This window comes from Pectobacterium carotovorum, assembly GCA_016415585.1.
In the GTDB taxonomy this organism is placed as follows: Bacteria; Pseudomonadota; Gammaproteobacteria; order Enterobacterales; family Enterobacteriaceae; genus Pectobacterium; species Pectobacterium carotovorum_K.
Genome location: CP066552.1, coordinates 503799 through 530324, shown reverse-complemented (window position 1 = coordinate 530324; position 26526 = coordinate 503799). Strand labels below are relative to the sequence as shown.

Sequence of the window (26526 nt, the reverse complement as noted above, 5' to 3'; positions counted from 1 at the left end):
CTGATTAGCAATAACCTTCCACGGCTGCGCGCATGCCGCGCTCAACGATGGTTTGCAACTGTTCAGTCACCTGCGCAGCCAAGCCAGGAACCTGTGTTAAATCCTGTTCCCAGTGATCGGCATCGCGCAGTACGACATTCACCAGCTCAGCCAGGCTGACGGTGTTTTCTTTTACGCCCGCCCACAGCGTGGAATAACGCTCCAGCCAGTGTGCATCGTCCTGCAACGGATAGGTTTGTAACGCATCGCCTTCACCACCGCGCTCGCCGCGATAGAATGCAATCAGGGCCGCCAGCGCAAACGTCAAGCGTGCAGGCAGTTCACCGTGACGCTCACGATAGGTCAGCAGCTGCGGCAGAATGCGGGTGCGGAATTTGGTCATGCCATTCAGCGAGATCGATAACAGCTGATGCTGAATGAACGGGTTACGGAAACGGCTTAGTACAGCCTGAGCAAACGACGTCAGTTCGTCATGCGGCAAATCCAATACCGGCACAATCTCTTCGGCAATGGTCTTTTCCACGAATTTGCCGATCAGGGCATCATTCATCGATTCGCCAACGGTATCCAGACCTGCGAGGAATGCCACCGGCACCAGCGCGGTATGGGCGCCGTTGAGAATCGCCACTTTACGTTCTTTGTACGGCTTGATGTCATCAACGATACGAACGTTCAGATCCAGCTTGTTCAGACGTAATTCTTCCGCCAGCCACTGCGGCCCTTGAATCACGAACAGGTAGAAGTGTTCCGCCGTATCCCAGAAGGTATCCTTGTAGCCCATCTCCTGCTCTAGCGCTTCCACTTCGGCACGCGGATAACCCGTGACAATACGGTCGACCAGCGTTGAGCAGAAGGTGTTGTGATCGTTCAGCCAGGCGGTAAACGTTGGCGTCAATTTCCACTGTGCGGCATAGCGCAGCACCAGCTCTTTCAGCGCCACGCCGTTATAATCAATCAGCTCGCACGGCAGCAGCACCCAGCCTTTATCCGCTGCGCCGTCAAAATGACAGAAGCGCTCATACAGCAGACGGGTTAATTTCGCCGGGAAGCTGACAGGCGGCGCGTCATTCAGGCGGTCATCGGCGTGATAGCTGATACCCGCTTCGGTGGTATTGGAAAACACGAAGCGGATATTCGGATCGTGCGCCAGCGCCAGATACTCATCGAACTGACGGTACACGTTAATTTCACGGTTTACCGAACGGATCAGGCGGGGTTCACGCACCGCTTCACCCTGCTCGTTCAGACCACGGATAATGGTAGTGTACAGCCCATCCTGAGTGTCCAGCGCGGGCGGGAAGTCGGAATCGATCGGGCGAACAACGACAATGCCCGCATCCAGATCGGTGTGCTCATTCAGCAAATCCAACTGCCAGTCGACGAAGGCGCGCAGGAAATTACCTTCACCAAACTGGATAACACGATCGGGGTGTTGACGACCGGGGAAGTTACGACGATTTAACGTTTGCATTAACAGGCTACCTTAAGACAAAAGACCGAGACATAGAGAGCCGCGGCGTAAGCCCCTTTGGGAATCTTACTGCCGCGCCCTCACGCAATTCACACCTTACGACGCCGTGGAATTACAGCTCGATGGCAAAATAGTTTTTAGCGTTATCGAAACTGATGTTTTTCACCATTTCACCCAGCAAAGGCAGATCGGCTGGCGCTTCGCCATCTTCCACCCAGCGGCCAATCATCTGGCACAGGATGCGGCGGAAATATTCATGACGGGTATAAGACAGGAAGCTGCGGCTATCGGTCAGCATACCGACGAAGCGGCTCAGCAGACCAAGCTGTGCTAACTGGGTCATCTGACGTTGCATGCCGTCCTTCTGATCGTTGAACCACCAGCCGGAACCGAACTGCATCTTGCCCGGCATCCCTTCGCCCTGGAAGTTGCCGATCATGGTGCCGAGCACTTCGTTATCGCGCGGGTTCAGGCAGTAAAGGATGGTTTTCGGCAGCAGGTTTTCTTCATTCTGCTTGCTGAGCAGGCGAGACAGTTCCTGAGCCAGCGGACGGTCGTTGATGGAATCGAAGCCCACATCCGGCCCCAGCAGCTTGAACTGACGCAGGTTGTTGTTGCGCAGTGCACCAATGTGGTACTGCTGAACCCAGCCGCGACGGGCATATTCCGCCCCCAGCCAGACCAGAACGCCGGTCTTGAACTGTGCCACTTCATGTTCACTCAGCGTTTCGCCCGCAAGACGACGCGCCAGAATTTTATCCAGCGTTGCCTCATCCGCCTCGGCAAACATCACCACATCCAGCGCGTGGTCAGACACTTTACAGCCATGTGCCGCGAAGTGATCCAGACGCTTGGTCAGCGCCGTTTGCAGATCGCTGAAACGACGAATGTCGGTGTCGGAGACTTCACCCAGTTTCGCCATGTAGTCGTTGAAGGTTGCCAGTTCAATGTTGAACGCTTTATCCGGGCGCCAGCTCGGCAACACTTTGATAGAGAAGCTTGAATCCTGAGCAACGGTTTTATGGTGGCGCAGATCGTCAATCGGATCGTCTGTCGTCCCAACCATTTTCACGTTCATCTGCTGCATGATGCCGCGCGCGGTAAAGTCATCGCGCTCCAGCATGGCATTACAACGATCCCAAATGTCTTTTGCCGTGCTCGGCGACAGCAGCGTGCCGGTGATGCCGAACGGACGACGCAGTTCCAGGTGCGTCCAATGGTAGAGCGGGTTGCCGATGGTGTGCGGCACGGTAGCGGCCCAGGCTTCAAATTTTTCCCAATCGCTGGCATCGCCCGTACACAAACGCTCAGGCACGCCGTTAGTGCGCATCGCACGCCACTTGTAGTGATCGCCTTTCAACCAGATGTCATACAAATTTTTGAAACGGTAGTTTTCCGCGATCTGTTCAGGCGGTAAATGGCAATGGTAGTCAAATATCGGTTGGTCGACGGCATATTCATGATAAAGACGACGGGCAAATTCACTGTCTAACAGAAAATCTTCACTCAGAAACTGGGGCATGTTCTCTTCCTTACCGTGCTTCTTGTGCACCAAATTAGTTGACCGTTAAAAGATATCACACCAATTATGCGCGATATCTCACAGTATTTGTGAGGTCATGATCGCAAAAATGTAACAAACAGTACAATAACTCAGCATTTATCGCCGTAAACGGCGTATCTCTCTCGGTTTAAACGAGGAATCCGCTATTCCATATAAAAATAATGGTTTTGTGATATCACTCAACTTTTAAAGTTGTATGACAAATTATTGTAGCGCTGCCTTAAGCAGGGATTCAATCGCTATCTCACAAAGAGAAGGGTTTTCCTGTTCAGCACAACAAAAAAACGTGTCGTACAACATCACAAGACACATCACACCGTGACGCCACTCAAGAGCCACCACGGTGTTTTTATTGACTCGGAGAGAAAGTAAATGCGTAAAATCAAAGGATTACGCTGGTATATGATCGGCCTGGTGACCATTGGCACCGTGCTGGGATATCTGACGCGTAATGCAATATCTGTCGCCGCACCGACGCTACAGGATCAGTTACACATTACTACACAGCAGTATTCTTACATCGTTGCTGCCTACTCAGCTTGTTATACCATTATGCAGCCTATCGCTGGCTATGTGCTGGATTTGCTGGGCACAAAAATCGGCTATGCCATGTTCGCCATTCTGTGGGCCATCTTCTGTATGGGCACCGCGCTGGCAAATAGCTGGGGGGGTTTAGCGATCGCCCGCGGCGCGGTGGGTATGGCAGAAGCGGCCATGATCCCTGCGGGCCTGAAAGCCAGCAGCGAATGGTTCCCGGCAAAAGAGCGCTCTGTTGCGGTAGGTTACTTCAACGTGGGGTCATCCATCGGCGCCATGATCGCGCCACCACTGGTGGTCTGGGCGATTGTGGCACACAGCTGGGAAATGGCCTTTATCATTACCGGTGCGCTAAGCCTGATCTGGGCCATCTGCTGGCTCGTTTTCTATAAGCATCCGAAAGATCAGAAAAAACTCAGCGACGAAGAACGTGACTACATTCTTAGCGGGCAAGAAGCACAGCATCAGACTAATAACGCGAAGAAAATGTCTGCCTGGCAGATCCTGCGTAACCGTCAGTTTTGGGGTATCGCACTGCCGCGTTTCCTGGCTGAACCCGCCTGGGGAACCTTCAATGCGTGGATCCCGCTGTTCATGTTTAAAGCCTACGGCTTTAACCTGAAAGAAATCGCCATGTTCGCCTGGATGCCAATGCTGTTCGCCGATATCGGCTGTATTCTGGGCGGTTACTTGCCAATGCTGTTCCAGAAACATTTCAAAGTGAATCTGATCGTTTCCCGCAAAATGGTCGTCACGATGGGTGCGGTACTAATGATTGCACCGGGCATGATCGGGCTGTTCTCCAGCCCTTATGTCGCCATCGCCCTGCTGTGCGTCGGTGGTTTTGCGCATCAGTCGCTGTCCGGCGCGCTGATTACCCTGTCATCTGACGTATTTGGCCGTAATGAAGTGGCTACCGCGAACGGTTTGACCGGCATGGCAGCCTGGATGGCAAGTACCATGTTTGCACTGGTTGTCGGCGCGCTGGCCGATACGCTGGGCTTCAGCCCGCTGTTTGCTGCACTGGCCGTCTTTGACCTGTTAGGTGCCGTCGTCATCTGGACGGTGTTGAAAAACCAACCGGCATCAGAAGTCGCTGCGGCGGCGGAAACGCTGAAAGAAGCCAACCAGCACTGATAATCCCTGCATTATCCTGGCTCATCCGGTATGATCTGCGACTGGGTGAGCCACCTCCCTCCGATAACACACTGCGATAACTGTGACCACAACATTGGTTGCTGCTATGATTAAGTGGTATAACAAATCATCCCTCAAAGATTAACGAGATAGACACTCAGGCCCTGACGTGGCACATGGACCGTCATCTATCGAGAGTAGACATCATCATGGCACTCACTGAACCCCGACGGCTATACCAGCAGCTAGCCGCAGAATTAAAACAGCGCATTGAAAGTGGTATATATCAGGTCGGCGAAAAATTACCGGCAGAGCGCTATATTTCTGAAGAAATGAACGTCAGCCGCACCGTGGTGCGCGAAGCCATCATCATGCTGGAAGTCGAAGGGTACGTTGAAGTACGCAAAGGTTCAGGCATTCACGTTATTTCCAATCAGCAGAAAAACCCGTTCATTAATAGCAGTGATAGTGAATTCGTCGCCGCTGGCCCCTTTGAGCTGCTTCAGGCTCGCCAACTTATTGAAAGCAACATTGCCGAATTTGCGGCCACGCAGGTAACCCGTCAGGACATCATCCAACTGATGGAAATTCAGGAATACGCACGGCAAGAAGATCGCTTCCGTGATTCTCAGTGGGATCTCAAATTCCACGTTCAGGTCGCGCTGGCAACACAGAACTCCGCGATGGCGACCATCGTCGAGAAAATGTGGAGCCAACGGATCCACAATCCCTACTGGCGCAAGCTGCATGAGCACATTGACGACAAGTCGATTGAAAGCTGGTGCGAGGAACACGATCGTATCCTTAAGGCACTGATTCGCAAAGATCCTTATGCAGCCAAACTGGCCATGTGGCAACATCTGGAAAATACCAAACAGATGCTGTTTCGCGCCACGACGGATGATTTCGAGTTTAACGTCGACCGCTATATGTTCGCCGAAAATCCGGTCGTCCACCTCGACCAGATACACACGGGCAAGCCCTAAATAGGCATCCTCCCCCTTGTTTTGAGCGCAGGGGGGAATTTTTGAACCAACGGAAAAAAGTCAGAAAACGTTGATTTCTGTCAGCGAGTGTAAAATATCGCAGAAATCACAACTCTTCCTCGAAAAATCCCCCTAAATCGCCTCAGTTGTCGTAATATTTTTCTGTCTCAGTAACACCTATTTTGTTACAGTTAACGCGTCTTTCTTACGCTTAATCCGTCGCTTTGGATGCAAAGTCTACCAAGACCAAACAATCCGCAAGCTGCCTGTTTATCAGGTTCGCAGCGAAAGTGAGCATCAAGTCAGACACCAGCGTCACTATCGGGCAGAAAAAACAGAGATCATAAAAAAAATCATAATCCTGCGCCCTGATATACCCGTCATAATTCAAGTTTCAGGCAACTTGAATTATGACGGGATTAACACTGTATTCATTCTTATCATGTCCAGACGCGTGATTGTCGCCAAGGCTAAAATGCAACAGCAGTATTAGGAATACCGGATGGAATTAATCAAAGAACTGTTAAACGCACTCTGGCATCAGGATTTCGATATTTTAGCCGACCCGAAGCTGGTATGGACCATCTACATATTACTGTTTCTGATTATCTTTCTGGAAAATGGCCTGCTCCCCGCCGCTTTCCTGCCCGGCGATAGCCTGCTCATTTTGGTCGGCGTCCTCGTCGCCAAGGGCACAATGAATTACCCTTTTACGATATTTCTCCTGACGACGGCCGCCAGCCTCGGCTGTTGGGCAAGCTATATTCAGGGGAAATGGCTTGGCAATACGGGAGTGGTTCAGGGTTGGCTATCACATTTGCCCGCGCACTATCACCAACGCGCCCACCAACTCTTCCATCGTCATGGTCTGTCCGCACTATTAGTTGGCCGCTTTCTGGCTTTTGTCAGAACGTTATTACCCACCATCGCAGGCTTGTCAGGCCTGAATAACGCGCGCTTTCAGTTCTTCAACTGGATGAGCGGGTTCCTGTGGGTGTTTATTCTGGTTACGCTGGGCTACGCCTTAGGGAAAACAACCGTCTTCCTGAAATATGAAGACGAGCTGATGCTCTGCCTGATGATACTGCCGCTAGCCCTGCTGTTTATCGGCCTGTTTGGATCGCTTTTTGTCCTGTGGCGTAAAAAACGTGACGCTAAAGCAGATAACGCTGAAAAAGGGAGCTAACCGTGTCAATCAGCGGGTTATTCTCTAGGCTCTTCTCCAGGAAAGCAGCTCGAATACTGCTATTGCTTGCGCTGCCGATGATTGCATTGACGCAGTCACAGTCACCGCGCCATTCTCAGGACGATGCTATGCTACACATCAAGCCTTATGATGGTGCCGCATTACCAGATGGCTTTTACGTGTATCAGCGTCTCAATGAAAAAGGGATTGCGATCAAAAGCATTACACCAGAGCAAGATAGCCTGATCGTCCGTCTGGCCTCGCCAGAACAAAGTATCGCTGCCAGAGATGTCCTGCGTTTGTCTCTACCTAAAGTCACAATTACCGCGCAACAAGCGGCAGCCCCGACACCGTTCTGGCAGCAGAAACTGACACAGAAACAATCCAAACTGGGGTGACGAAGATGAAACTATTTCCATCCATCATTGCATTATCTGTCCTGCTTTCCGGTCACGTGCTGGCGAGTGCCACCAATCAGGTGGAAACCTGTCAGCAGAAAGCGCAGGATATTCAGCGTCAAATCGATGAAGCACGTAAGCACGGCAATCAGAACCGCATCAATGGATTAGAGAAGGCGCTGGACGGCGTGAAAACCCACTGTACGGATGCCGGATTAGCAGAGAAACGTCAGGAAGCCATTGCGGAGAAACGCAAAGACGTTGCTGAACGGCGGCAGGAACTGAATGAAAGCCGCCATAAAGGGGATGACGCAGAGAAGATTCTCAAGCGCGAAAGAAAGCTGGCTGAAGCCGAGCAGGAATTGCGCGCCGCAGAACGTGGCACGTCGCAATAGCCCATCACCACATTGCCCCTAAAAAACACACGATTACTGTTCATTTTGTATTCAAAAACCAAATCACTAAAATTTACAGCGAGTTATCAGAATTGTCCGTACCGTTTGGGGCAGCATAAATCTCAGCTTCAGCTATAGTTAACGTTCAGGTTTATAACATGAAGGGTTATTAATATGGCTAAAGATCAAAATTCTGAGTACCTACGCGCCGAATTGAAATCACTGGCGGACACGCTGGAAGAAGTATTAAGCACCTCCAGCGATAAATCTAAAGCGGAACTCGACAAGCTGCGTAATAAGGCAGAAAGCGCGCTGAAAGAAACCCGCAGTCGCCTGAGCGATACCGGTGAGCGCATCGCTTCCCAAACCAAAGAAGCGGTTGAATCTGCGGACGATTATGTACGCCAGAACCCGTGGACTGGTGTCGGCATTGGCGCAGCAGTCGGTGTCGTACTTGGCGTCCTGCTGTCTCGTCGCTAATTAGCGGCTTGTTATGACTTAGCGGATCGTTATGACGGATAAATCACAACAAGGCCCCGCAAGCGGGGTCATGGCTTCTGCTCAACGCATCATCTCCATTATTGTCAGCATGGTAGAAAGCCGTGTTCGACTGGCCGTCATTGAATTAGAGGAAGAGAAAGCCAATCTGATTCAATTGCTGATTATGGTCGGCCTGACGCTGCTTTTTGCCGCTTTTGGCATTATGAGTCTGATTGCGCTGATCATCTGGGGCATCGATCCGCAATATCGTCTCTTTGCGCTGGGCTGTATTACCGCCACATTGCTCGGACTGGCGCTGATAGGCGGTATATGGACACTCGTGAAGGTACGTCGCTCCACCTTGCTCAAAGCAACGCGTAAAGAGCTGGCGACCGACAGATCGCTGCTGGAGGAAGATCCCAAGTGAACCAGCGTCAGCAGCGAGACAGAGAAAAAGCCCAGCTACTGCGCCAGATACAGCAGCAGCGGCTGGATTTATCGGCAGGTAAAAAACACTGGCTGGATAGCACCGCCCGTTACGATCGTAGCTGGCAAAGTCTAATGCAGTGGCGTAAATACTGGATCGTTGGCTCTAGCCTCGTGGCGCTCTATGGCGTGCGCCATCCTAGCCGCATGATCCGCTGGGGACGCCGCCTCGTCGGGCTGTGGGGAACCTTCAAGCTCGTGCGTAAAACGTTTGACCAACGTCCCTAAGCCCTTCCATCACCTCAGTTGCCTACCCTGCATAACGACACTGCTTATCTTACCGTTGCCTGACGCGCTCACGTCATTATAGCGCGTTCTTGCACGTTTCACTGAACATCAATTTTTCTGAAATAAAGCAACAATTATACTCGCTGGCAGCGTAAATCATCTCTCTATACTATCTGCCCATAACCTGATGGCGGGCCAAGTTTTCAGACCACACCTGCTACAACAAACAAAACAGGGCAATATAGCCCACAACAAAATTAATTGGAGAGATGATGAAAAATTTAGAAAGTACTGCACTGCTGGTTGCACGTATCTTAATGCCAATTCTGTTTATCGTTGCAGGTTACAGTAAGCTGGGTGATGCCTATGCAGGCACACAACAATACATGCAGGCGATGGGCGTGCCGACCTTCCTGCTGCCGCTGACCATTCTGCTGGAGCTGGGTGGTGGTCTGGCGGTTCTGTTCGGTCTGCTGACGCGTACTGTCGCGCTGTTCACTGCCGGCTTTACGCTGCTGACTGCATTGATTTTCCACTCTAACTTTGCGGAAGGCATGAACCAACTGATGTTCATGAAAAACCTGACCATCGCTGGCGGCTACCTCCTGCTCGCTGTAACTGGCCCAGGCGCATTCAGTATCGACCGCCTGCTGGGCAAAAAGTGGTAAGACAAGCCTTTTCCGGCCTGTACTACACTTAATAGTCGAATAACGAATGAGACGGCAAGCACACAAGGCTTGCCGTCGTTTTATCATCACTCACTCACGGAGGATTTATGGGACAACTGGTTGACGGCGTATGGCACGATACCTGGTATGAAACCAAATCTACCGGCGGCCATTTTAAGCGTTCAGAATCTGCATTCCGCAACTGGGTAACGCCCGATGGCGCCCCAGGCCTCACCGGCAAAGGTGGCTTCCCTGCCCAGTCCGGCCGTTATCATCTCTACGTTTCACTCGCCTGCCCGTGGGCACACCGCACGCTGCTTATGCGGCAATTGAAAGGGTTAGAAGATCACATCGCCGTTTCGGTGGTTCATCCGCTCATGCTCGATCATGGCTGGACGTTCGGTACCAATTTTGAAGCTGCGACGGGTGACTCACTCTATCAGCATGAATTCCTCTACCAGCTCTACCTGCACGCCATGCCAGACTACAGCGGTCGGGTGACCGTGCCTGTCCTGTGGGATACCGAGCAGCACACCATCGTCAGTAACGAATCTGCCGATATCATCCGCATGCTGAATAGCGCTTTTGATGGCGTGGGAGCAACGGCGGGAGATTATTACCCAGAAGCGCTACGCGCTCAGATTGACGAATTGAACGGCTGGATTTACGACAAGGTCAATAACGGTGTGTACAAAGCCGGTTTTGCGACAAGCCAGTCAGCCTATGATGAATCCGCCACGACCGTTTTCGCCGCGTTATCCGATCTGGAAAGCATTCTGGCAAAACAGCGCTATCTGACGGGTGAGCAGTTAACCGAAGCCGACCTGCGGCTGTGGACGACGTTGATCCGTTTCGATCCGGTCTATCACACGCATTTTAAATGCGATAAATATCGCCTGAGCGATTACCCTAATCTGTTCGGTTTCCTGCGTGATATTTATCAGATGCCCGGTATCGCCGATACCGTCGATATGGCGCATATTCGTCACCACTACTATCGTAGCCACGGCACGATTAATCCTCATGGCGTGATTTCGCTGGGTCCAGAGCAAGATCTGAACCAGCCTCACCACCGTGATAAGACGTTTGTCGATTTATACTGACATAATGAAGTGCAGAGGCAAGGTGTGGAGCCACACCTTGCCGCAGAAAATGCAGGATTTAGGGCTGGTTCAGCAGTTTTGGAATTTCACGCAGGAACCAGGATTTCGCCTCGCCCATGCTGTCTCGCCGCCACGCCATAATAATCTGGCTTTCCATCTGATGCTCTGGGCCAACCACCAGTAAACGCCCTTCGGCAATATCTTGCGCAACCATCTGATACGGCATGGTCGCGACGCCTAACCCAGCCAACAACGCACGCCGTTTATCATCCAGCGAACTCACTGTCAGACGCTGCTGTTTATCCAACAGTTGTACAGTCAGTACTGGTCGTTCACGCGCGGTGTCTGCCATCGCAATCCCACGGTATTTCACCCGGGTTGCATCCGACAGCGGTTCAGGCTCCTGATGAATCGGATGCTCCGGGCTGGCGACATAAACGTTATTCATCGTGTACAGCTTGCGGGTATTCATTTCAGAAGACGCGCGAAAATGCATGTCCGGCGCAATCACAATATCGGCGCGTCCTTGCTCAAGACGCTCCCACGCCCCAGCCAGCACTTCAGTCAGAATCGATACCTGCGTATTGGCTTTAAGCGCCAGCTTATCGATTAATGGGAAAATCCGCTGAGTCGGAATCAAGGCTTCCGTCACAATCGTCAAGTGCGTTTCCCAACCGCGCGCTAGCGCCTCAGCATCGGTGGTGAGCTTATCTGCGGCTTCCAGCAAGATACGTCCGCGTTCCAACAACATGCGTCCAACATTCGTGAATTTAGTACGATGTCCAGAACGATCGAACAGCACAACATCTAACTCTTCTTCCAGTTTCTGCATGGTATAGCTCAGTGCCGAAGGCACCCTACCCAGCTCATCTGCCGCAGCGGCAAAGCTGCCACGACGATCGATCGCATCCATCACCCTCAACGCTTCCAGCGTCAATGCTCGTTCTTTCGCCATCTTCGTACTCATTCAGGAATTTTGAATATACCGACCAGATTAACTAGCTAACAATCCAACGTCCACACAATTACTATCAGTTCAATAAATAATTCTCTGGAGGGATAACAATTATGATCACACGAAGAGCTGCGGGGCAATGTGGCCAGGCCGACTATGGCTGGTTGCAGGCGCGCTATACCTTTTCTTTTGGTCACTATTTTGACCCACAGTTGCTGGGCTACGCGTCTCTGCGCGTGCTCAATCAGGAAGTATTGGCACCGGGGGCATCATTCCAGCCACGAACCTACCCACGGGTTGATATTCTGAACATTATTCTTCAGGGCGAAGCGGAATACCGCGACAGCAACGGTTGCCACATTCAGGCGAAAGCCGGAGATGTGCTGCTGCTCGCGACTCAGCCAAATGTCAGCTATAGCGAACATAATACCAGTGCCAACAAACCGCTGACGCGTCTGCAATTATGGCTGAATGCCTGCCAGACTCGCGAGAACAGCCCGTTGCAGCGCATGGGGTTGAATTCAGTAAACCATACGCTGCTTGCATCACCAGAAGGTGAACACAATAGCCTGCAACTGCGCCAGCAGGTTTGGGTTCATCATGTCGATCTCCAGCAGAATGAGCAAAGCACAATCGCGCTACAGGGAAATCAGGCATACCTCCAGCTGATCCACGGTTCAATGGCAGTAAAAGGCAATCAGAACAGTGAAACACTACACTGCGGCGACGGCGCCTTCATTAAGGAAGAAACGGCGTTGACGCTACAGGCAGAGTCGCCTTTGCGGGCGCTGCTCATCGATCTGGTCGTGTAGCGCTTCTGTCCGCTGTTTTTGCAGGAAAACGCCTCCAGTTCGGCGTTTTTATTCAGTCGTGGTAAGATATCCGCCTTGTTCCTCAATGCGTCAGGGTGATATGACAATGGATTCAACCAAACAGGACAAACTTCTTGCCCAGGCTGAACAGATTTGTCAGCAGCGCGCTGTGCGTCTCACGCCACAGCGGTTAGAGGTTTTACGCCTTATGGCACAGCAGTCCGGTGCTATCAGCGCTTATGACCTGTTGGATCTGCTGCGCGTTTCCGAGCCTCAGGCGAAACCGCCGACCGTCTATCGCGCACTGGATTTTCTGCTGGAACAAGGCTTCATTCATCGCGTCGAATCCAACAACAGCTATGTGCTGTGTCACCATATCGAGGACCACAGCCACACGTCCGCCCTTTTCATCTGCGACCGCTGCGGGCAAGTCACCGAACGTCAAACCGAAGGTGTCGAAGAAACATTACGCAGTCTGGCACAGCAGTCAGGATTTACGCTGCGTCACAGCGTGGTGGAAGCACACGGCTTGTGTGGAGGCTGTCAGGAAGTTGCCTCATGCAAACAGCCGGATCATTGCGATCACGACCATACGGTTCCAATTAAAAAACGATAGCCCATTCTTTACGCAGCTTGGATGCGCACCCCATCTCTTAGGGCATCACGATGTGCCGCTTTCTCTGGCGTTAATCCCTGCGCCAGTACCCGTTTGATCGCTTCGGACCAGAATTACGACGTTTATGTCGTTGGTTTCATGACGTCACGCCCTTTGGATCGCGGTCTATCCTTAAGATCGCACGCAGACCGCCGAACGATAGCTTATTATTGATTCTTGCTGATCATGCTAGCGTGTGGCAGCGATGGCTTTCGTTGCGGTTGAAAGTGCCAATGCACAGAGCGTGACCTTCTCCAACCCTCCTGGCGTCGCCAAACCATTCGGATATTCACACGTCGCAGTCGTCCCCAGCGGGCAGCGGATGGTTTTTGTCGCGGGTCAGTTGGGCTTTCTGCCTGACGGAAAGATGGCGGGCGAGCCTGGAGACTTCAGGGCACAGGCCCACCAGGCATTTCAGAACGTCAAAACGTCGCTTGAATCTGTGGGCGCCACATGGGAAAACGTCGTGAAGATCAACATGTACATGACAGATGCCAAGAACCAAATCCCGGTGCTCCGAGAGGTGCGGGACAGCTTTGTCAATACGAAGACTCCACCGACGAGCACAACTGTAGAAATTTCAAAGTTGGTGGTCGAAGGAGCATTATTCGAGATCGAAGCAGTGGCCATCATTCCTTGATGCTTGAAGGCGTTAGCCAGTTGGTTATCATGAAAGGCGGTCTCGAAGGCTTTCAGCAACACGATGCACAGTGCCGTCACCGATTAAGATAACGCTCGCACAAGTTCATCGCCTTCGGCAGCAATCGGCTCATGGCGATCACGCCCATACTGTTCCCATTAAAACATACTGTTCCCATTAAAAAACGATAGCCCAAGGGCTATCGTTTTTTCTGTGGAGAGACATCACCTTTATCACCAGCGATAGCTACCAGTGATATTTGTGGTGCTCTTCCCAGTGTTTCACTTCTTTCTCTGCCGCTTCTTTTGCGTACCCGTAACGCTCCTGGATTCTCCCCACCAGTTGGTCACGCTTACCTTCGATGACCGTCAGATCGTCATCCGTTAATTTTCCCCATTGCTCTTTCGCTTTACCTTTAAACTGTTTCCAGTTACCGCTGGCTTGGTCTTTATTCATAATAATCTCCGTACCTTAGGTGCATTGCGCATAAAAAATCGTGACTACCGACTTATGCGTCAATTTCAGATAAATAGATTTATTCAGTAAGCAGCATCATAACTCTGTGAACCATGACGGTGCTCTTCGCCACTGTCTCCCTTGATTACCGGGCTATCTACATGTGATGGCTAATGATCAATCGACAAACGATCAATCAAGATAAAAATGCTTACCTTGATAAAAATTATAGTCGAATATTTCACTTAACATGGAAAATTAGAAATCTGTGACTAGAACGGACGTTGAGAAAGAGAAAATCACCGCAAAAAGCAGTGAAAAAACAGAGGGTAATAGGGATCGTAGAAAATGCGCGCGAAATGTAACTAAATATATATGGTTAGCAGATTAACACGCTAAACGATGAATACAGGACATGATGCACTGACCCAGACAGACGAGCAGTGCATCTCTGCGAATGGTTAGCTCCAGTCGCTGTTGCGAATCACGCCAACCGCTAAGCCTTCTATCGAAAAGCTTTGCTGACGCAGATCGACAACAATCGGGGCAAACTCTTCATTTTCAGCGAGGAGGTGTACCGTATTGCCCTGCTTTTTCAGGCGCTTCACCGTCACTTCATCGTCAATACGCGCGACGACAATTTGACCATTTCGCACATCTTCTGTTTTATGCACGGCCAGTAAATCGCCATCCATAATACCGATATTTTTCATCGACATGCCGCTCACCCGCAGCAAAAAATCAGCGCTGGGTTTGAACATCGCAGGGTCAACCTGATAGCGACATTCGATGTGTTCCTGTGCCAGCAGAGGTTCACCTGCGGCCACGCGACCAACCAGAGGAATACCCGTCTCTTCTTCCATCAGCAGACGAATACCACGAGACGCGCCCGATACAATTTCAATCACACCTTTACGCGCCAGCGCTTTCAGATGTTCTTCAGCCGCATTGGGAGAGCGAAACCCTAGTTGTTGAGCAATTTCCGCCCGCGTTGGCGGCATTCCGGTTTGCGCAATATGATCGCGGATCAGGTCATAAACCTGCTGCTGCCTTGCTGTTAATACTTTCATTCCGCCCCCTGGTTGTTTATACAGTCTTGCTGTGAGTATATACAGGTAAGGCACAATTGGGAATGACGATATCGGCAAAGCCCCTGACTTTTACTCATTTATGCGCGCCGTCAGGCAAAATGTTGCCAGAGGATACTGCCCCACACGACAGCGGCTAACAAGATGGCAACAAAGACAGCGGCCGACCCAATATCTTTCGCCCGACCGGATAATTCGTGATGCTCAGGCCCAATGCGATCGACCACGGCTTCAATGGCGCTATTCGCCAGCTCAAACAGCATAATCAGTACCACAGACCCGATCAGCAGCAGTTTTTCGACCAGCGTAACCGGCAGTAAACACGCGATAATGACGCCGACAAAGGTCAGTATCGTTTCCTGACGAAATGCCGCCTCATGCTGCCACGCCTGCTTCAGCCCCTTAAAGGAATAACCGGTCGCCTTAATAATCCGGGTCATCCCCGTTGCTTTATTCATTTATCCTCCATTATTTATACGCTAAATAATTCGAGTTTCAGGCAGGCGGCAAGAGAACGAATCCCGATGAGCTTACTGGAGTAAGTGATTCGGGTGAGTGAACGCAGCCAACGCACATGCAACTTGAAGTATGACGAGTATATGCAAAATAGTTCGCATTTTAACGCACCTACGTTGTCTCATCACCACAGATCTCCGGCGCAGTTTCTGGTATCCTTGCGGCGCATTGCTAACAAGAGGCTCCATGTTGTTATGTCAGGTTGGCGTAAAATTTACTATAAATTATTGAATCTCCCACTGAAACTGCTGGTGAAGAGCAAAGTTATTCCCGCAGATCCCGTGGTCGAGCTGGGGTTAGATCCCTCACGTCCTATACTCTATGTTCTGCCTTATAACTCTCAGGCGGATCTCTTGACGCTACGTGCGAAATGCCTGGCATTGGGGCTACCCGATCCTTCGCTGTCGTTCGAATTCAATGGCGTCGAACTTCCTAGCCACGTCTTTATTAATGACGGGCCTCGTGTCTTCCGCTATTACGTTCCCAAGCAAAAATCCGTCAAGCTGTTCCACGACTACCTGGATTTGCACCGTGCCAATCCAGATTTAGACGTACAGATGGTGCCGGTTTCCGTGATGTTTGGGCGCTCTCCGGGTCGGGAAGGCCACGCTCAGGCAGCACCACACCTGCGCTTGCTCAACGGTATTGAGAAATTCTTCGCCGTCCTGTGGCTAGGCCGCGATAGCTTTGTCCGCTTCTCCAGCCCAGTGTCGCTGCGCTATATGGCGACCGAGCACGGCACTGACAAAACCATAGCCCACAAACTGGCGCGTGTCGCACGTATGCATTTCTCCCGCCAACGTTTGGCAGCAGTTGGACCGCGTTTGCCGGTGCGTCAGGAGCTGTTTAACAAGCTGCTGGATTCCAAAGCGATCAAGAAAGCCGTCGACGATGAGGCGCGTAGTAAGAAGATTTCTCATGAGAAAGCGCAGCAGAATGCGATTGCGCTGATGGAAGAAATCGCTGCCGATTTCTCCTACGAGGCCGTGCGTCTGTCGGATCGCGTATTAAGCTGGACGTGGAACCGCCTTTATCAGGGGATTAACGTCCACAACGCCGAACGCGTTCGCCAACTGGCACAGGATGGTCACGGTATTGTCTATGTGCCCTGCCACCGCAGCCACATGGATTATCTGCTGCTGTCCTACGTCCTGTACCATCAAGGCTTAGTCCCACCGCACATCGCCGCAGGCATCAACCTGAATTTCTGGCCAGCGGGACCGATCTTCCGTCGTCTTGGCGCGTTCTTTATTCGCCGTACCTTCAAAGGCAACAAGCTGTATTCCACGATTTTCCGTGAATATCTGGGTGAGCTGTTTGCCCGCGGTTATTCGGTTGAATACTTCATGGAAGGCGGACGTTCACGCACGGGCCGTCTGCTAGAGCCGAAAACCGGTACGCTGGCGATGACCATCCAAGCCATGCTCAGAGGCGGCACACGCCCAATCACGCTGGTTCCGATTTATGTCGGTTACGAGCATGTGATGGAAGTCGGCACCTATGCGAAAGAGCTACGCGGTGCGGTGAAGGAGAAAGAAGGCTTTATGCAGATGGTACGCGGCTTGCGTAAGCTACGTAATCTGGGCCAGGGTTATGTGAACTTCGGCGAACCGCTCCCGCTGACAACCTATCTGAACCAGCATGTACCACAATGGCGTGACGCGATTGATCCCATCGAGGCACAGCGTCCAAGCTGGCTAACGCCGACGGTGCAGGATATCTCTATGGATATCATGGTGCGCATCAACAATTCTGCGGCAGCAAACGCGATGAACCTGTGCTCTACGGCCTTATTAGCCTCGCGCCAGCGTTCACTGACGCGCGAACAAATGCACGAACAGCTGGATTGCTATCTGCAGTTGCTGCGCCAGGTGCCTTATCATAAAGATATTACGGCACCGAAGAAGACAGCGGATGAACTGCTGGAACACGCGCTGGGTATGAACAAGTTTGAAGTAGAAAAGGATAGCATTGGCGATATCATCATTCTGCCGCGCGAGCAGGCGGTACTGATGACGTACTATCGCAATAACATCCAGCATCTGTTGGTCTTGCCGTCACTGATCGCCAGCATCGTCATCCATCATCGCCGGATTACGCTTGACGAAGTCGTGCGACAGATCACGCTGGTCTATCCACTGCTGCAAGCTGAGCTGTTCCTGCACTATTCCAAAGAACAGTTGCCAGGCGTGCTGGAAACGTTGGCTAACGAACTGATTCGACAAGAGCTGCTATGTAGCCGCGACGGTCAATTAGCCATCAATCCGCCACGCATCCGTACGCTGCAACTGCTGTCAGCAGGCGTGCGTGAAACGCTGCAACGCTATGCGATCACGCTGTCCTTGCTGTGTGCGAACCCAGTAATCAACCGTGGAACGCTGGAGAAAGAAAGCCGGAATATGGCGCAGCGCCTGTCCGTTCTGCACGGCATCAACGCGCCGGAATTCTTTGATAAAGCGGTGTTCTCAACGCTGGTCGCCACCTTACGTACAGAAGGGTATATCACCGACAGTGCGGAAACGGCGCAAGGCGATATCGTGGCAATCTATAACATCCTCGGCGATCTGATCACCCCGGAAGTTCGGTTGACTATCGAAAGCGCCAGCTCATCCGCAGACATAGAAGCCGATAGTCAGACGGTGGAAAAAACGGCGCAGGAATAGCGGAAAACTGGCGGACAACATGCCGCCATCAAGCTGTGGATACGTTTTGGCATGACACAAATCCTCAGCACATTTCGCTATAAAAAAAGCAGCGAGAAATCGCTGCTTTTTTACATCTGATGTCGGCCTCACTGGCCAAACAACACGCCAATAAATATCGCCATACCCGCGTATTTATTATTGTGAAACGCCTTAAAACACGCCTCGCGCTCACGTCCGGCAGTCAATATTTGCTGGTAGACAAACATCGTGGCAGCCACCAGCAGTGAAATGTAGTACGGGATTCCCAGCCCGCTGCTCTTCCCTAAAGCGAGCAGCAACGCCAGCATCCCTACCTGTAATGAGCCGATGATTAAATTGTCAAAACGGCCAAATAATATCGCAGTAGACTTCACGCCGATCTTCAGATCGTCATCACGATCCACCATCGCATATTGGGTATCGTAGGCTACCGTCCAGCAAATATACGCCAGAAACATCATCCAGCAGGTTGTAGGCAGGCTTTCACTCACAGCCGAATAAGCCATCGGAATCGACCAGCCAAACGCCGCGCCCAGCACAAACTGAGGAAGATGGCTGACCCGTTTCATAAACGGATAAACCCATGCCAGAACCAATCCCGCAACGGACAGCCAAATAGTCATCTTATTCAGCGTCAGCACCAGACTAAACGCCAGCAAGACCAGAACGACAAATAGAACTTTAGCAGATTGCTCGCTCACCTCACCGCTGGGCAACGGGCGAGAAGCCGTGCGTTTTACATGGCCGTCAAAATGGCGATCGGCATAATCATTAATAACGCAGCCCGCCGCACGCATTAAGAAAACACCCGCGACAAACACAAAGAGCGTCCACGGTGCAGGTGCTCCCCCTCCCGCCAGCCACAGCGCCCATAGCGTTGGCCACAGCAGTAACAGAGAACCTACCGGTTTATCAATCCGCATCAAGCGGCAATAAGCCAGCCATTTCCCTGCTGTAACACTTCTTTCCAAGGATTTATCTCCTCAAATTACCTGCCAACCTTCATCACTGGGTGTGAAATAAACCGGTGATTCAGGTAAGAAAAGCTCAGTCAACAGTAACGGATAACCCGAAAGGCACAAGCGGGAACGCCGCGCCCATAGGCCTTCGCAGCATCCGGTATGAATGTAGTCACGCGTCAGCGATTTTTGCTCAAATAGATAACGACCTAACGGCTGAGCGCCTATTTTTGTCAGGGCTGAATCGGTGCCGTCGAGCGTTTGTTGTGGAGCAAGGGTTCGGCCAAAAAGCCAGGGGCGCTCGTCACCATACAGCACGACCTCACGCAGCCAGTAACGCTCACTATGTGGCAATTGTTCGCACTCTTCGCTCAGTGCCTGTGGCGTAATTAATCCCTCACGACAAAGTGTAACCCTGAGCTGGGCACAATATTTTTCAAGCCGCTGCGTCATTGAGCCAGCTTCCATCAGCCAGTCACCAATGTGCTCAGGTAATACCGAAGGGGGCTCAGTAAACCAGGATATGGTGCGCAGAAGCGTAGACGCATCATCAAACATTATCCCCACTCCAAACAGGGTTACTTCGTAGATAAAAGTATTCGCAAATAACGCATTCGTAAATAAAGTAAGCGTCCTTATTGTAGCGCAGAATGCTTCCCCGATAACACGCTATAAACCAATTCATCCCTGATGTGGCAACATTTCAGCAATGTGGTTAAATTCACAGCATCCACAGCCATACCTCTTTAACCATTCCTATCGCAACCTGATGGGAAATTGGCCAGCGCGAGAACCGTTATATCAATAACACATTGAGTTATATGAATATAAATGAGATACATAAAAAAAGCACTACCCAGTATACAACCAGATAGTGCTCTTTAAAGGACAGAAAGACGTGCTTCTGTAACCTGACTCCCTGTCACCAGAAAATGGCTTCCGGCGACAATAGCGTCACATTACATCATGCCGCCCATACCACCCATGCCGCCCATACCACCAGCGCCACCTAAGTCAGGTGCATCGCTTTTCGGCAGGTCGGTTACCATACATTCGGTGGTGATCATCAGACCAGCAACAGAAGCCGCGAACTGCAGAGCAGAACGGGTTACTTTGGTTGGGTCCAGAATACCGAAGTCGATCATGTTGCCGTATTCTTCAGTTGCTGCGTTGTAACCGTAGTTACCGTCACCTGCTTTAACGTTGTTCGCAACCACAGATGGCTCTTCGCCCGCGTTGGAAACGATCTGACGCAATGGAGCTTCCATTGCGCGCAGCGCAACTTTGATACCCACGTTCTGGTCTTCGTTTTGAGCAGTCAGAGAAGCCAGTTTGGCTGCAACGCGAACCAGCGCCACACCACCACCAGCAACCACGCCTTCTTCTACCGCAGCGCGAGTCGCAGCCAGGGCATCTTCAACGCGTGCTTTCTTCTCTTTCATTTCCACTTCAGTTGCTGCGCCAACTTTAATAACGGCTACGCCGCCAGCCAGTTTAGCCACACGCTCTTGCAGTTTTTCTTTGTCGTAATCTGAGGTTGCTTCTTCAACCTGCTGACGGATCTGAGCAACACGGCCCTGAATCGCAGCTTCTTCCCCCGAACCATCGATGATGGTGGTGGTGTCTTTGTTGATAACAACGCGTTTTGCCTGGCCGAGATCTTCCAGCGTCGCTTTTTCCAGCTCCAGACCGATCTCTTCAGAGATAACAGTACCGCCAGTCAGCGTAGCGATGTCTTGCAGCATAGCTTTACGACGGTCACCAAAGCCCGGCGCTTTCACCGCAGCCACTTTCACAATGCCGCGCATGGTGTTAACCACCAGCGTAGCCAGTGCTTCGCCTTCAACATCTTCAGCAACGATAACCAGCGGTTTGCCCGCTTTCGCTACGGCTTCCAGTACTGGCAGCATTTCGCGGATATTGGAGATTTTTTTGTCAGCCAGCAGGATGAATGGGCTTTCCAGCTCTACAACACCGGTTTCTTGCTTGTTGACGAAGTACGGAGACAGGTAACCACGGTCGAACTGCATACCTTCGACCACATCTAGCTCATCTTGCAGACCGGTACCTTCTTCAACGGTGATAACACCTTCTTTACCGACTTTGTTCATGGCTTCGGCAATCATTTTGCCTACGGTTTCGTCGGAGTTAGCAGAGATGGTACCAACCTGAGCGATAGCTTTAGAGTCAGAGCACGGTACAGACAGTGCTTTCAGCTCTTCAACAGCGGCGATAACGGCTTTATCGATACCGCGCTTCAGATCCATCGGGTTCATGCCCGCTGCAACAGCTTTCAGGCCTTCAGTGATGATAGCCTGCGCCAATACGGTTGCGGTCGTGGTGCCGTCGCCTGCTGCGTCATTCGCTTTAGAGGCAACTTCTTTCACCATCTGTGCGCCCATGTTCTCAAACTTGTCTTCCAGCTCGATTTCACGCGCAACAGATACGCCGTCTTTAGTAATGGTCGGTGCACCGAAGGATTTATCCAACACGACATTACGGCCTTTCGGGCCCAGGGTAACCTTCACTGCATCAGCCAGTACATTTACGCCGCGCAGCATTTTTACACGCGCGTCATTACCGAATTTTACGTCTTTAGCTGCCATGGTCTATTTCCCTCAAATTCTTTCAGTTCAGATGATTACGCGCAATTACGCTTCAACAATTGCCAGAATGTCGCTTTCAGACATGATCAACACTTCTTCGTTATCAATCTTCTCTGCTTTCACGCCATAGCCATCATTGAAAATAACGATGTCGCCAACTTTCACATCCAGCGGCTTCACTTCGCCATTTTCCAGGATACGTCCGTGACCTACGGCCAGAACTTCACCGCGGGTAGATTTACCAGCAGCGGAACCAGTCAGTACGATACCGCCAGCAGATTTTGACTCAACTTCTTTGCGCTTGACGATCACGCGGTCATGCAATGGACGAATATTCATTGATAGCTCTCCTTTGAGAAAGTCCATATCGGTTTAGGATAAATGCCAACTACGCCTTTCATATCATAATCAGCCTTGTGTTATTTTAAGTGGGGGCGTTATGCGGTCCTTCAAGGGAGGAAATTAATTTTTTTCACATTAAGCAACCACCTATCGCTGATAGCATATAAAAAATAATGATTATCAATATGATAACCCTTCCCTGCTTTTCAGTTTATCTTGACGTTAACGGTCGTCCCTATCGTTTCTGTGTTCAATATTTCCGCTCCCACCATCCTTGTGCTGGTATTCACCTTCAAAGATGTTACCGCCAGACGACGACGCACCGGGGCCAGAACGCCATATATGCAGGTGAGGCATCAATTTGAGCGTCAGGCTCTTCTGCACTGGCGGCAACAGTAACAGCAGCCCCAGGAGATCAGTCAGGAAGCCCGGTATCAGGAGCAAGAAGCCAGCAAGCACCAGTGACACGCTTTTTACCATTTCGGCAGCGGGACTTTCCCCTGCGGCCATTTTCTGCTGCATCTGCACCAGCGTTTTCATTCCCTGATTGCGTACCAGCGAAACACCCACGCACGACGTAAAGACGACCAGCAGCAGAGTCATCGCGACGCCCAGTACTTCAGCCACCTGAATAAACAGCGATATCTCGATGTAAGCCAAAAGAAAAATAAGTAATAACGGTAACCAGCGCACCCGGTTCTCCTGTGTTTTTTTACGCGCACTGTTTTTTAATCAGAACGAGTGTGAATAAGAACGTGTTAGGCCATCGCGATCAAAAACCCAGTACGCTTTACTACCATATGGATTAGGTAACATGCGCGTCTGCTCTGCGATCCGGCACATCGTGATTTACTTAAATGGGTACGCCTTCGCACATTTTCAAGCCGCCGCCACACGATTATTGTCCTAAAATAGTGGCTCGTGACTACAGTCACAGTTCATTTACCGTGGCGGTAGAGAACGCCAGTATAGTGATCTAAACACCTGTTTTTCGCTGTCGTAACGACATATCCTCATGGTAATAGATACTTGGTTGGTCAAACATCCCGAGGCTATTGCCGAAGCAAGATGGTTTATCAGAGCCACACACCAGCCCACAACGTCTAGTCACACAGCAGAATAGGAATTTTCATGTCAGAAAACATCCGTATTGAAGAAGACCTGTTAGGCACCCGAGAAGTTCCCGCAGACGCATATTATGGCGTTCATACGCTGCGCGCCGTCGAAAATTTCTATATCAGCAACAATAAAATCAGTGACATACCTGATTTCGTGCGCGGCATGGTCATGGTGAAAAAAGCCGCAGCGCTGGCGAACAAAGAGCTGCAAACTATTCCGAAAAAAATCGCCGACGTCATCATCCGCGCCTGCGATGAAGTGCTGAATAACGGCAAATGCATGGATCAGTTCCCGGTAGATGTCTATCAAGGGGGCGCTGGCACGTCGGTGAATATGAATACCAACGAAGTATTAGCCAATATTGGTCTGGAGTTGATGGGCCACCAGAAAGGCGAATACCAGTATCTGAACCCCAACGATCACCTAAATAAATGCCAGTCCACCAATGATGCCTACCCCACCGGATTTCGTATCGCGGTCTACGCGGCCGTACTAAAGCTGACGGAAGCGATAGCGAAGTTGAGTGAGGGTTTCGAGCGTAAAGCCAAAGAATTTGAAGACGTACTGAAAATGGGCCGCACCCAGTTGCAGGACGCCGTACCGATGACGCTCGGCCAGGAATTTCATGCGTTCAACGTGCTGTTGCAGGAAGAAATCAAAAACCTGCTGCGCACGGCGGAACTGCTGCTTGAAGTCAATCTGGGTGCGACCGCAATCGGTACGCGTCTGAATACGCCGGACGGCTACCAGCAACTGGCGGTGCAGCGTCTGGCGGAAGTCAGCGGCCTGCCGTGCGTGCCCGCAGAAGATTTGATCGAAGCCACGTCAGACTGCGGCGCCTATGTGATGGTGCACAGTTCGCTGAAGCGGCTGGCCGTGAAGCTGTCGAAGATCTGTAATGACCTGCGTCTGCTCTCTTCCGGCCCGCGCGCGGGCCTGAATGAAATCAACCTGCCGGAGTTGCAGGCGGGTTCTTCAATCATGCCAGCCAAGGTTAACCCAGTGGTGCCGGAAGTCGTCAATCAGGTGTGTTTCAAGGTCATCGGTAACGACACCTGCGTCACGATGGCGTCAGAGGCTGGGCAATTACAGTTAAACGTGATGGAGCCGGTCATCGGTCAGGCGATGTTTGAATCGACCCACATTCTGACCAATGCCTGCTACAACCTGCTGGAAAAATGCGTCAACGGCATCACCGCCAACAAGAGCGTGTGCGAAGCCTATGTCTTCAACTCCATCGGGATTGTGACGTACCTGAACCCGTTCATCGGCCACCATAATGGCGATATCGTCGGCAGAATCTGCGCCGAAACGGGGAAAAGCGTGCGTGAAGTCGTACTGGAGCGCGGCCTGCTGACGGAAGCCGAGCTGGATGACATTTTCTCCATCCAGAACCTGATGCATCCGGCGTACAAAGCCAAACGCTATACCGATGAAAACGAGCTTCCCTAATACCGACATCTAATTCCAACAGGCACGTCCGTTCACGAAGAACAGCGTGCCTTTATTTTTTGCCGTCTACGGCCATAAGAATAAGTTATGCACTCTAAATAATTCGAGTTGCGTGAAGGCGGCAACCGCATGAATCCCCAGGAGCTTACACGAGTAAGTGACTGGGGTGAGTAAGGGCAGCCAACGCACAAGCAGCTTGAAGTATGACGAGTAGATTGAATTTTTTATTAATTAAGGAGCATAGTCATGCTTGGTCTTGAGTTACTGATCGTTCTGCTCGCCATCTATTTGGGGGCACGACTGGGAGGCATCGGCATTGGTTTCGCCGGTGGCCTGGGAGTGCTTGTTCTTACGCTTGGGTTTCAGATAAAGCCCGGCGCCATCCCTTTTGATGTCATTGAAATTATCATGGCCGTTATCGCCGCCATCGCCGCGATGCAGGTGGCGGGCGGAATGGATTATCTGGTCAGTCTGGCGGAGAAACTGCTGCGTAAGCACCCGAAATACGTCACCTTTCTCGCGCCACTGGTCACCTACTTCATGACGATTCTGGCCGGAACCGGACACACCGCGTTCTCCACCCTGCCGGTTATCGCCGAAGTTGCCAAAGAGCAGGGTATTCGCCCTTCTCGCCCGCTCTCTATCGCCGTTGTCGCCTCGCAAATCGCCATTACTGCCTCGCCGATCTCGGCGGCAGTGGTGTTTGTCGCCGGTATTCTTGAGCCGCACGGCGTCAGCTATCTGCTGCTGTTAGGGATTTGTATTCCGACCACGCTCGCCGCGATCATGCTGACGGCGATTGTGACCAACTTCCTGGGTAAAGAGCTGAAAGACGATCCAATTTATCAGGAACGTCTGAAAAAAGGCGAAACCACGCTGCGCGGTAATAGCCAGCATGAGATCAAACCGGGTGCCAAGCTTTCCGTGATGCTGTTTCTAATCGGCATCGTTGCTGTCGTGCTGTATGCCACGGCAATCAGCGGCACCGTCGGGCTGATTCAGAACCCGGTTCTGCCACGTAACGAAGCGATTGTGGTCTTCATGCTGACCATCGCCACGCTGATTTGCATCACCTGCAAAATCGATACCGCACGCATCCTCTCCGCTAGCACGTTTAAATCCGGCATGAGCGCCTGTATCTGCGTGATGGGCGTTGCCTGGCTGGGCGATACCTTTGTTAAAGCACACATTTCCGATATTCAGGACACCGCAGGCGCACTGCTGCAAAGCTATCCGTGGATGCTAGCTGTCGTGCTGTTCTTCGCCGCTACCCTGCTTTACTCACAGGCGGCAACGGCAAAAGCGCTGATGCCTGCTGCGCTGCTGTTGGGCGTGTCTCCGGTCACAGCCGTGGCGTCTTTTGCTGCCGTTTCGGCTCTGTTCGTTCTGCCGACCTACCCGACTCTGTTGGCCGCCGTGGAGATGGACGACACGGGCTCCACGCGCATCGGCAAGTTTGTGTTTAACCACTCCTTCCTGATTCCCGGCGTGCTGGCGATTACGCTGTCGGTGATATTTGGCTTTATTCTCGGCAGTATCCTGATCTAAAGATTGCTTTCCAGACAGTCCCTCGCGGATCGGCTTAGCTCGTCGATCCGCCTCA

The 26526-nt window shown here is 51.5% G+C and carries 27 protein-coding genes; 16 read left to right on the top strand and 11 right to left on the bottom strand.

The features are described from left to right. Positions 1-4 precede the first annotated feature (4 nt). Complete coding sequence (locus JFY74_02430) at positions 5-1471, bottom strand: tagaturonate reductase (GenBank protein QQG28947.1); 1467 nt, start codon at positions 1469-1471, stop codon at positions 5-7. A gap of 112 nt (positions 1472-1583) precedes the next feature. After that, a complete protein-coding gene (uxaC, locus tag JFY74_02425) occupies positions 1584-2993 on the bottom strand; it encodes a glucuronate isomerase (protein ID QQG28946.1) in 1410 nt (469 codons plus the stop codon). Between the two features lie 414 nt (positions 2994-3407). Here uxaC and JFY74_02420 point away from each other — a divergent pair, with 414 nt between their 5' ends. From JFY74_02420 to JFY74_02375, 10 genes are all read left to right on the top strand, one after another. Next, complete coding sequence (locus JFY74_02420) at positions 3408-4709, top strand: MFS transporter (protein ID QQG28945.1); 1302 nt, start codon at positions 3408-3410, stop codon at positions 4707-4709. Between the two features lie 209 nt (positions 4710-4918). Then, positions 4919-5695 carry a transcriptional regulator ExuR gene (gene exuR, locus JFY74_02415; protein ID QQG28944.1) on the top strand — a complete coding sequence of 259 codons (777 nt, stop codon included), beginning with the start codon at positions 4919-4921 and terminating at the stop codon, positions 5693-5695. 502 nt (positions 5696-6197) lie between these two features. Further along, positions 6198-6881, top strand: a complete 684-nt coding sequence (locus JFY74_02410; GenBank protein QQG28943.1) for a DedA family protein — start codon at positions 6198-6200, stop codon at positions 6879-6881. Positions 6882-6883: 2 nt separating this feature from the next. Then, the gene (gene mzrA / locus JFY74_02405) at positions 6884-7279 is read left to right on the top strand and encodes an EnvZ/OmpR regulon moderator MzrA (protein QQG28942.1); all 396 of its coding nucleotides are present in this window, start codon (positions 6884-6886) and stop codon (positions 7277-7279) included. A 5-nt stretch (positions 7280-7284) separates the two neighbouring features. Beyond that, a complete protein-coding gene (locus tag JFY74_02400; protein ID QQG28941.1) occupies positions 7285-7674 on the top strand; it encodes a DUF1090 domain-containing protein in 390 nt (129 codons plus the stop codon). Between the two features lie 174 nt (positions 7675-7848). Further along, a complete protein-coding gene (locus JFY74_02395) occupies positions 7849-8154 on the top strand; it encodes a DUF883 domain-containing protein (protein QQG28940.1) in 306 nt (101 codons plus the stop codon). 31 nt (positions 8155-8185) lie between these two features. Further along, positions 8186-8581 carry a phage holin family protein gene (locus JFY74_02390; protein ID QQG28939.1) on the top strand — a complete coding sequence of 132 codons (396 nt, stop codon included), beginning with the start codon at positions 8186-8188 and terminating at the stop codon, positions 8579-8581. Then, on the top strand, positions 8578-8868 hold the full coding sequence (locus tag JFY74_02385) for a YqjK-like family protein (GenBank protein ID QQG28938.1): 291 nt from the start codon (positions 8578-8580) through the stop codon (positions 8866-8868). Before JFY74_02390 ends, JFY74_02385 begins: the two co-directional genes overlap by 4 nt. 272 nt (positions 8869-9140) lie before the next feature. Then, positions 9141-9536, top strand: coding sequence for a DoxX family protein (locus JFY74_02380; GenBank protein QQG28937.1), 396 nt, complete (start codon positions 9141-9143; stop codon positions 9534-9536). 107 nt (positions 9537-9643) lie between these two features. After that, on the top strand, positions 9644-10639 hold the full coding sequence (locus tag JFY74_02375; protein ID QQG28936.1) for a glutathione S-transferase family protein: 996 nt from the start codon (positions 9644-9646) through the stop codon (positions 10637-10639). Between the two features lie 58 nt (positions 10640-10697). Here JFY74_02375 and JFY74_02370 read toward each other — a convergent pair whose 3' ends face one another. Beyond that, positions 10698-11594, bottom strand: a complete 897-nt coding sequence (locus tag JFY74_02370) for a LysR family transcriptional regulator (protein QQG28935.1) — start codon at positions 11592-11594, stop codon at positions 10698-10700. Positions 11595-11707: 113 nt separating this feature from the next. On the opposite strand from JFY74_02370, the gene JFY74_02365 reads away from it, so the two are divergent. The 3 genes from JFY74_02365 (at position 11708) to JFY74_02355 (ending at position 13701) form a co-directional block, all read left to right on the top strand. Beyond that, on the top strand, positions 11708-12406 hold the full coding sequence (locus tag JFY74_02365) for a pirin family protein (GenBank protein ID QQG28934.1): 699 nt from the start codon (positions 11708-11710) through the stop codon (positions 12404-12406). Between the two features lie 106 nt (positions 12407-12512). After that, positions 12513-13022 carry a zinc uptake transcriptional repressor Zur gene (gene zur / locus JFY74_02360; protein ID QQG28933.1) on the top strand — a complete coding sequence of 170 codons (510 nt, stop codon included), beginning with the start codon at positions 12513-12515 and terminating at the stop codon, positions 13020-13022. 244 nt (positions 13023-13266) lie between these two features. After that, positions 13267-13701, top strand: a complete 435-nt coding sequence (locus tag JFY74_02355) for a RidA family protein (protein ID QQG28932.1) — start codon at positions 13267-13269, stop codon at positions 13699-13701. A gap of 246 nt (positions 13702-13947) precedes the next feature. On the opposite strand, the gene JFY74_02350 is transcribed toward JFY74_02355, so the two are convergent. The 3 genes from JFY74_02350 to JFY74_02340 all read right to left on the bottom strand — a co-directional run bounded on the left by JFY74_02350 (position 13948) and on the right by JFY74_02340 (position 15703). After that, the gene (locus JFY74_02350; protein QQG28931.1) at positions 13948-14157 is read right to left on the bottom strand and encodes a CsbD family protein; all 210 of its coding nucleotides are present in this window, start codon (positions 14155-14157) and stop codon (positions 13948-13950) included. Positions 14158-14618: 461 nt separating this feature from the next. Continuing rightward, positions 14619-15227 carry a repressor LexA gene (gene lexA, locus JFY74_02345; GenBank protein QQG28930.1) on the bottom strand — a complete coding sequence of 203 codons (609 nt, stop codon included), beginning with the start codon at positions 15225-15227 and terminating at the stop codon, positions 14619-14621. Positions 15228-15337: 110 nt separating this feature from the next. Then, positions 15338-15703: a diacylglycerol kinase gene (locus JFY74_02340; protein QQG28929.1), complete on the bottom strand. Its 366-nt coding sequence runs from the start codon at positions 15701-15703 to the stop codon at positions 15338-15340. Between the two features lie 252 nt (positions 15704-15955). On the opposite strand from JFY74_02340, the gene plsB reads away from it, so the two are divergent. Beyond that, positions 15956-18424 (top strand): glycerol-3-phosphate 1-O-acyltransferase PlsB, encoded by a 2469-nt coding sequence (gene plsB, locus JFY74_02335; GenBank protein QQG28928.1) that lies wholly within the window; start codon positions 15956-15958, stop codon positions 18422-18424. A 128-nt stretch (positions 18425-18552) separates the two neighbouring features. Here plsB and ubiA read toward each other — a convergent pair whose 3' ends face one another. The 5 genes from ubiA to JFY74_02310 form a co-directional block, all read right to left on the bottom strand. Further along, the gene (gene ubiA, locus JFY74_02330; protein ID QQG28927.1) at positions 18553-19416 is read right to left on the bottom strand and encodes a 4-hydroxybenzoate octaprenyltransferase; all 864 of its coding nucleotides are present in this window, start codon (positions 19414-19416) and stop codon (positions 18553-18555) included. Positions 19417-19428: 12 nt separating this feature from the next. Then, positions 19429-19962, bottom strand: a complete 534-nt coding sequence (gene ubiC, locus JFY74_02325; protein ID QQG28926.1) for a chorismate lyase — start codon at positions 19960-19962, stop codon at positions 19429-19431. Positions 19963-20363: 401 nt separating this feature from the next. After that, positions 20364-22010 (bottom strand): chaperonin GroEL, encoded by a 1647-nt coding sequence (groL, locus tag JFY74_02320; protein ID QQG28925.1) that lies wholly within the window; start codon positions 22008-22010, stop codon positions 20364-20366. 45 nt (positions 22011-22055) lie between these two features. After that, on the bottom strand, positions 22056-22349 hold the full coding sequence (locus JFY74_02315; protein QQG28924.1) for a co-chaperone GroES: 294 nt from the start codon (positions 22347-22349) through the stop codon (positions 22056-22058). A gap of 225 nt (positions 22350-22574) precedes the next feature. Further along, a complete protein-coding gene (locus tag JFY74_02310) occupies positions 22575-23045 on the bottom strand; it encodes an FxsA family protein (GenBank protein QQG28923.1) in 471 nt (156 codons plus the stop codon). Positions 23046-23483: 438 nt separating this feature from the next. Between JFY74_02310 and aspA the strand changes: the two genes are divergently transcribed. Together aspA and JFY74_02300 are read left to right on the top strand one after the other, a co-directional pair. Continuing rightward, positions 23484-24923 (top strand): aspartate ammonia-lyase, encoded by a 1440-nt coding sequence (gene aspA / locus JFY74_02305; GenBank protein ID QQG28922.1) that lies wholly within the window; start codon positions 23484-23486, stop codon positions 24921-24923. A 246-nt stretch (positions 24924-25169) separates the two neighbouring features. Further along, positions 25170-26471, top strand: coding sequence for an anaerobic C4-dicarboxylate transporter (locus JFY74_02300; GenBank protein QQG28921.1), 1302 nt, complete (start codon positions 25170-25172; stop codon positions 26469-26471). Positions 26472-26526 lie beyond the last annotated feature (55 nt).

Bases quoted from the DNA above. Each gene is read 5' to 3' on its own strand.
- JFY74_02430 (QQG28947.1), bottom strand. From the start codon at position 1,471: ATGCAAACGTTAAATCGTCGTAACTTCCCCGGTCGTCAACACCCCGAT.
- uxaC (QQG28946.1), bottom strand. From the start codon at position 2,993: ATGCCCCAGTTTCTGAGTGAAGATTTTCTGTTAGACAGTGAATTTGCC.
- JFY74_02420 (QQG28945.1), top strand. From the start codon at position 3,408: ATGCGTAAAATCAAAGGATTACGCTGGTATATGATCGGCCTGGTGACC.
- exuR (QQG28944.1), top strand. From the start codon at position 4,919: ATGGCACTCACTGAACCCCGACGGCTATACCAGCAGCTAGCCGCAGAA.
- JFY74_02410 (QQG28943.1), top strand. From the start codon at position 6,198: ATGGAATTAATCAAAGAACTGTTAAACGCACTCTGGCATCAGGATTTC.
- JFY74_02400 (QQG28941.1), top strand. From the start codon at position 7,285: ATGAAACTATTTCCATCCATCATTGCATTATCTGTCCTGCTTTCCGGT.
- JFY74_02395 (QQG28940.1), top strand. From the start codon at position 7,849: ATGGCTAAAGATCAAAATTCTGAGTACCTACGCGCCGAATTGAAATCA.
- JFY74_02390 (QQG28939.1), top strand. From the start codon at position 8,186: ATGACGGATAAATCACAACAAGGCCCCGCAAGCGGGGTCATGGCTTCT.
- JFY74_02380 (QQG28937.1), top strand. From the start codon at position 9,141: ATGAAAAATTTAGAAAGTACTGCACTGCTGGTTGCACGTATCTTAATG.
- JFY74_02375 (QQG28936.1), top strand. From the start codon at position 9,644: ATGGGACAACTGGTTGACGGCGTATGGCACGATACCTGGTATGAAACC.
- JFY74_02370 (QQG28935.1), bottom strand. From the start codon at position 11,594: ATGGCGAAAGAACGAGCATTGACGCTGGAAGCGTTGAGGGTGATGGAT.
- JFY74_02365 (QQG28934.1), top strand. From the start codon at position 11,708: ATGATCACACGAAGAGCTGCGGGGCAATGTGGCCAGGCCGACTATGGC.
- zur (QQG28933.1), top strand. From the start codon at position 12,513: ATGGATTCAACCAAACAGGACAAACTTCTTGCCCAGGCTGAACAGATT.
- JFY74_02355 (QQG28932.1), top strand. From the start codon at position 13,267: ATGGCTTTCGTTGCGGTTGAAAGTGCCAATGCACAGAGCGTGACCTTC.
- JFY74_02350 (QQG28931.1), bottom strand. From the start codon at position 14,157: ATGAATAAAGACCAAGCCAGCGGTAACTGGAAACAGTTTAAAGGTAAA.
- lexA (QQG28930.1), bottom strand. From the start codon at position 15,227: ATGAAAGTATTAACAGCAAGGCAGCAGCAGGTTTATGACCTGATCCGC.
- JFY74_02340 (QQG28929.1), bottom strand. From the start codon at position 15,703: ATGAATAAAGCAACGGGGATGACCCGGATTATTAAGGCGACCGGTTAT.
- plsB (QQG28928.1), top strand. From the start codon at position 15,956: ATGTCAGGTTGGCGTAAAATTTACTATAAATTATTGAATCTCCCACTG.
- ubiC (QQG28926.1), bottom strand. From the start codon at position 19,962: ATGTTTGATGATGCGTCTACGCTTCTGCGCACCATATCCTGGTTTACT.
- groL (QQG28925.1), bottom strand. From the start codon at position 22,010: ATGGCAGCTAAAGACGTAAAATTCGGTAATGACGCGCGTGTAAAAATG.
- JFY74_02315 (QQG28924.1), bottom strand. From the start codon at position 22,349: ATGAATATTCGTCCATTGCATGACCGCGTGATCGTCAAGCGCAAAGAA.
- aspA (QQG28922.1), top strand. From the start codon at position 23,484: ATGTCAGAAAACATCCGTATTGAAGAAGACCTGTTAGGCACCCGAGAA.
- JFY74_02300 (QQG28921.1), top strand. From the start codon at position 25,170: ATGCTTGGTCTTGAGTTACTGATCGTTCTGCTCGCCATCTATTTGGGG.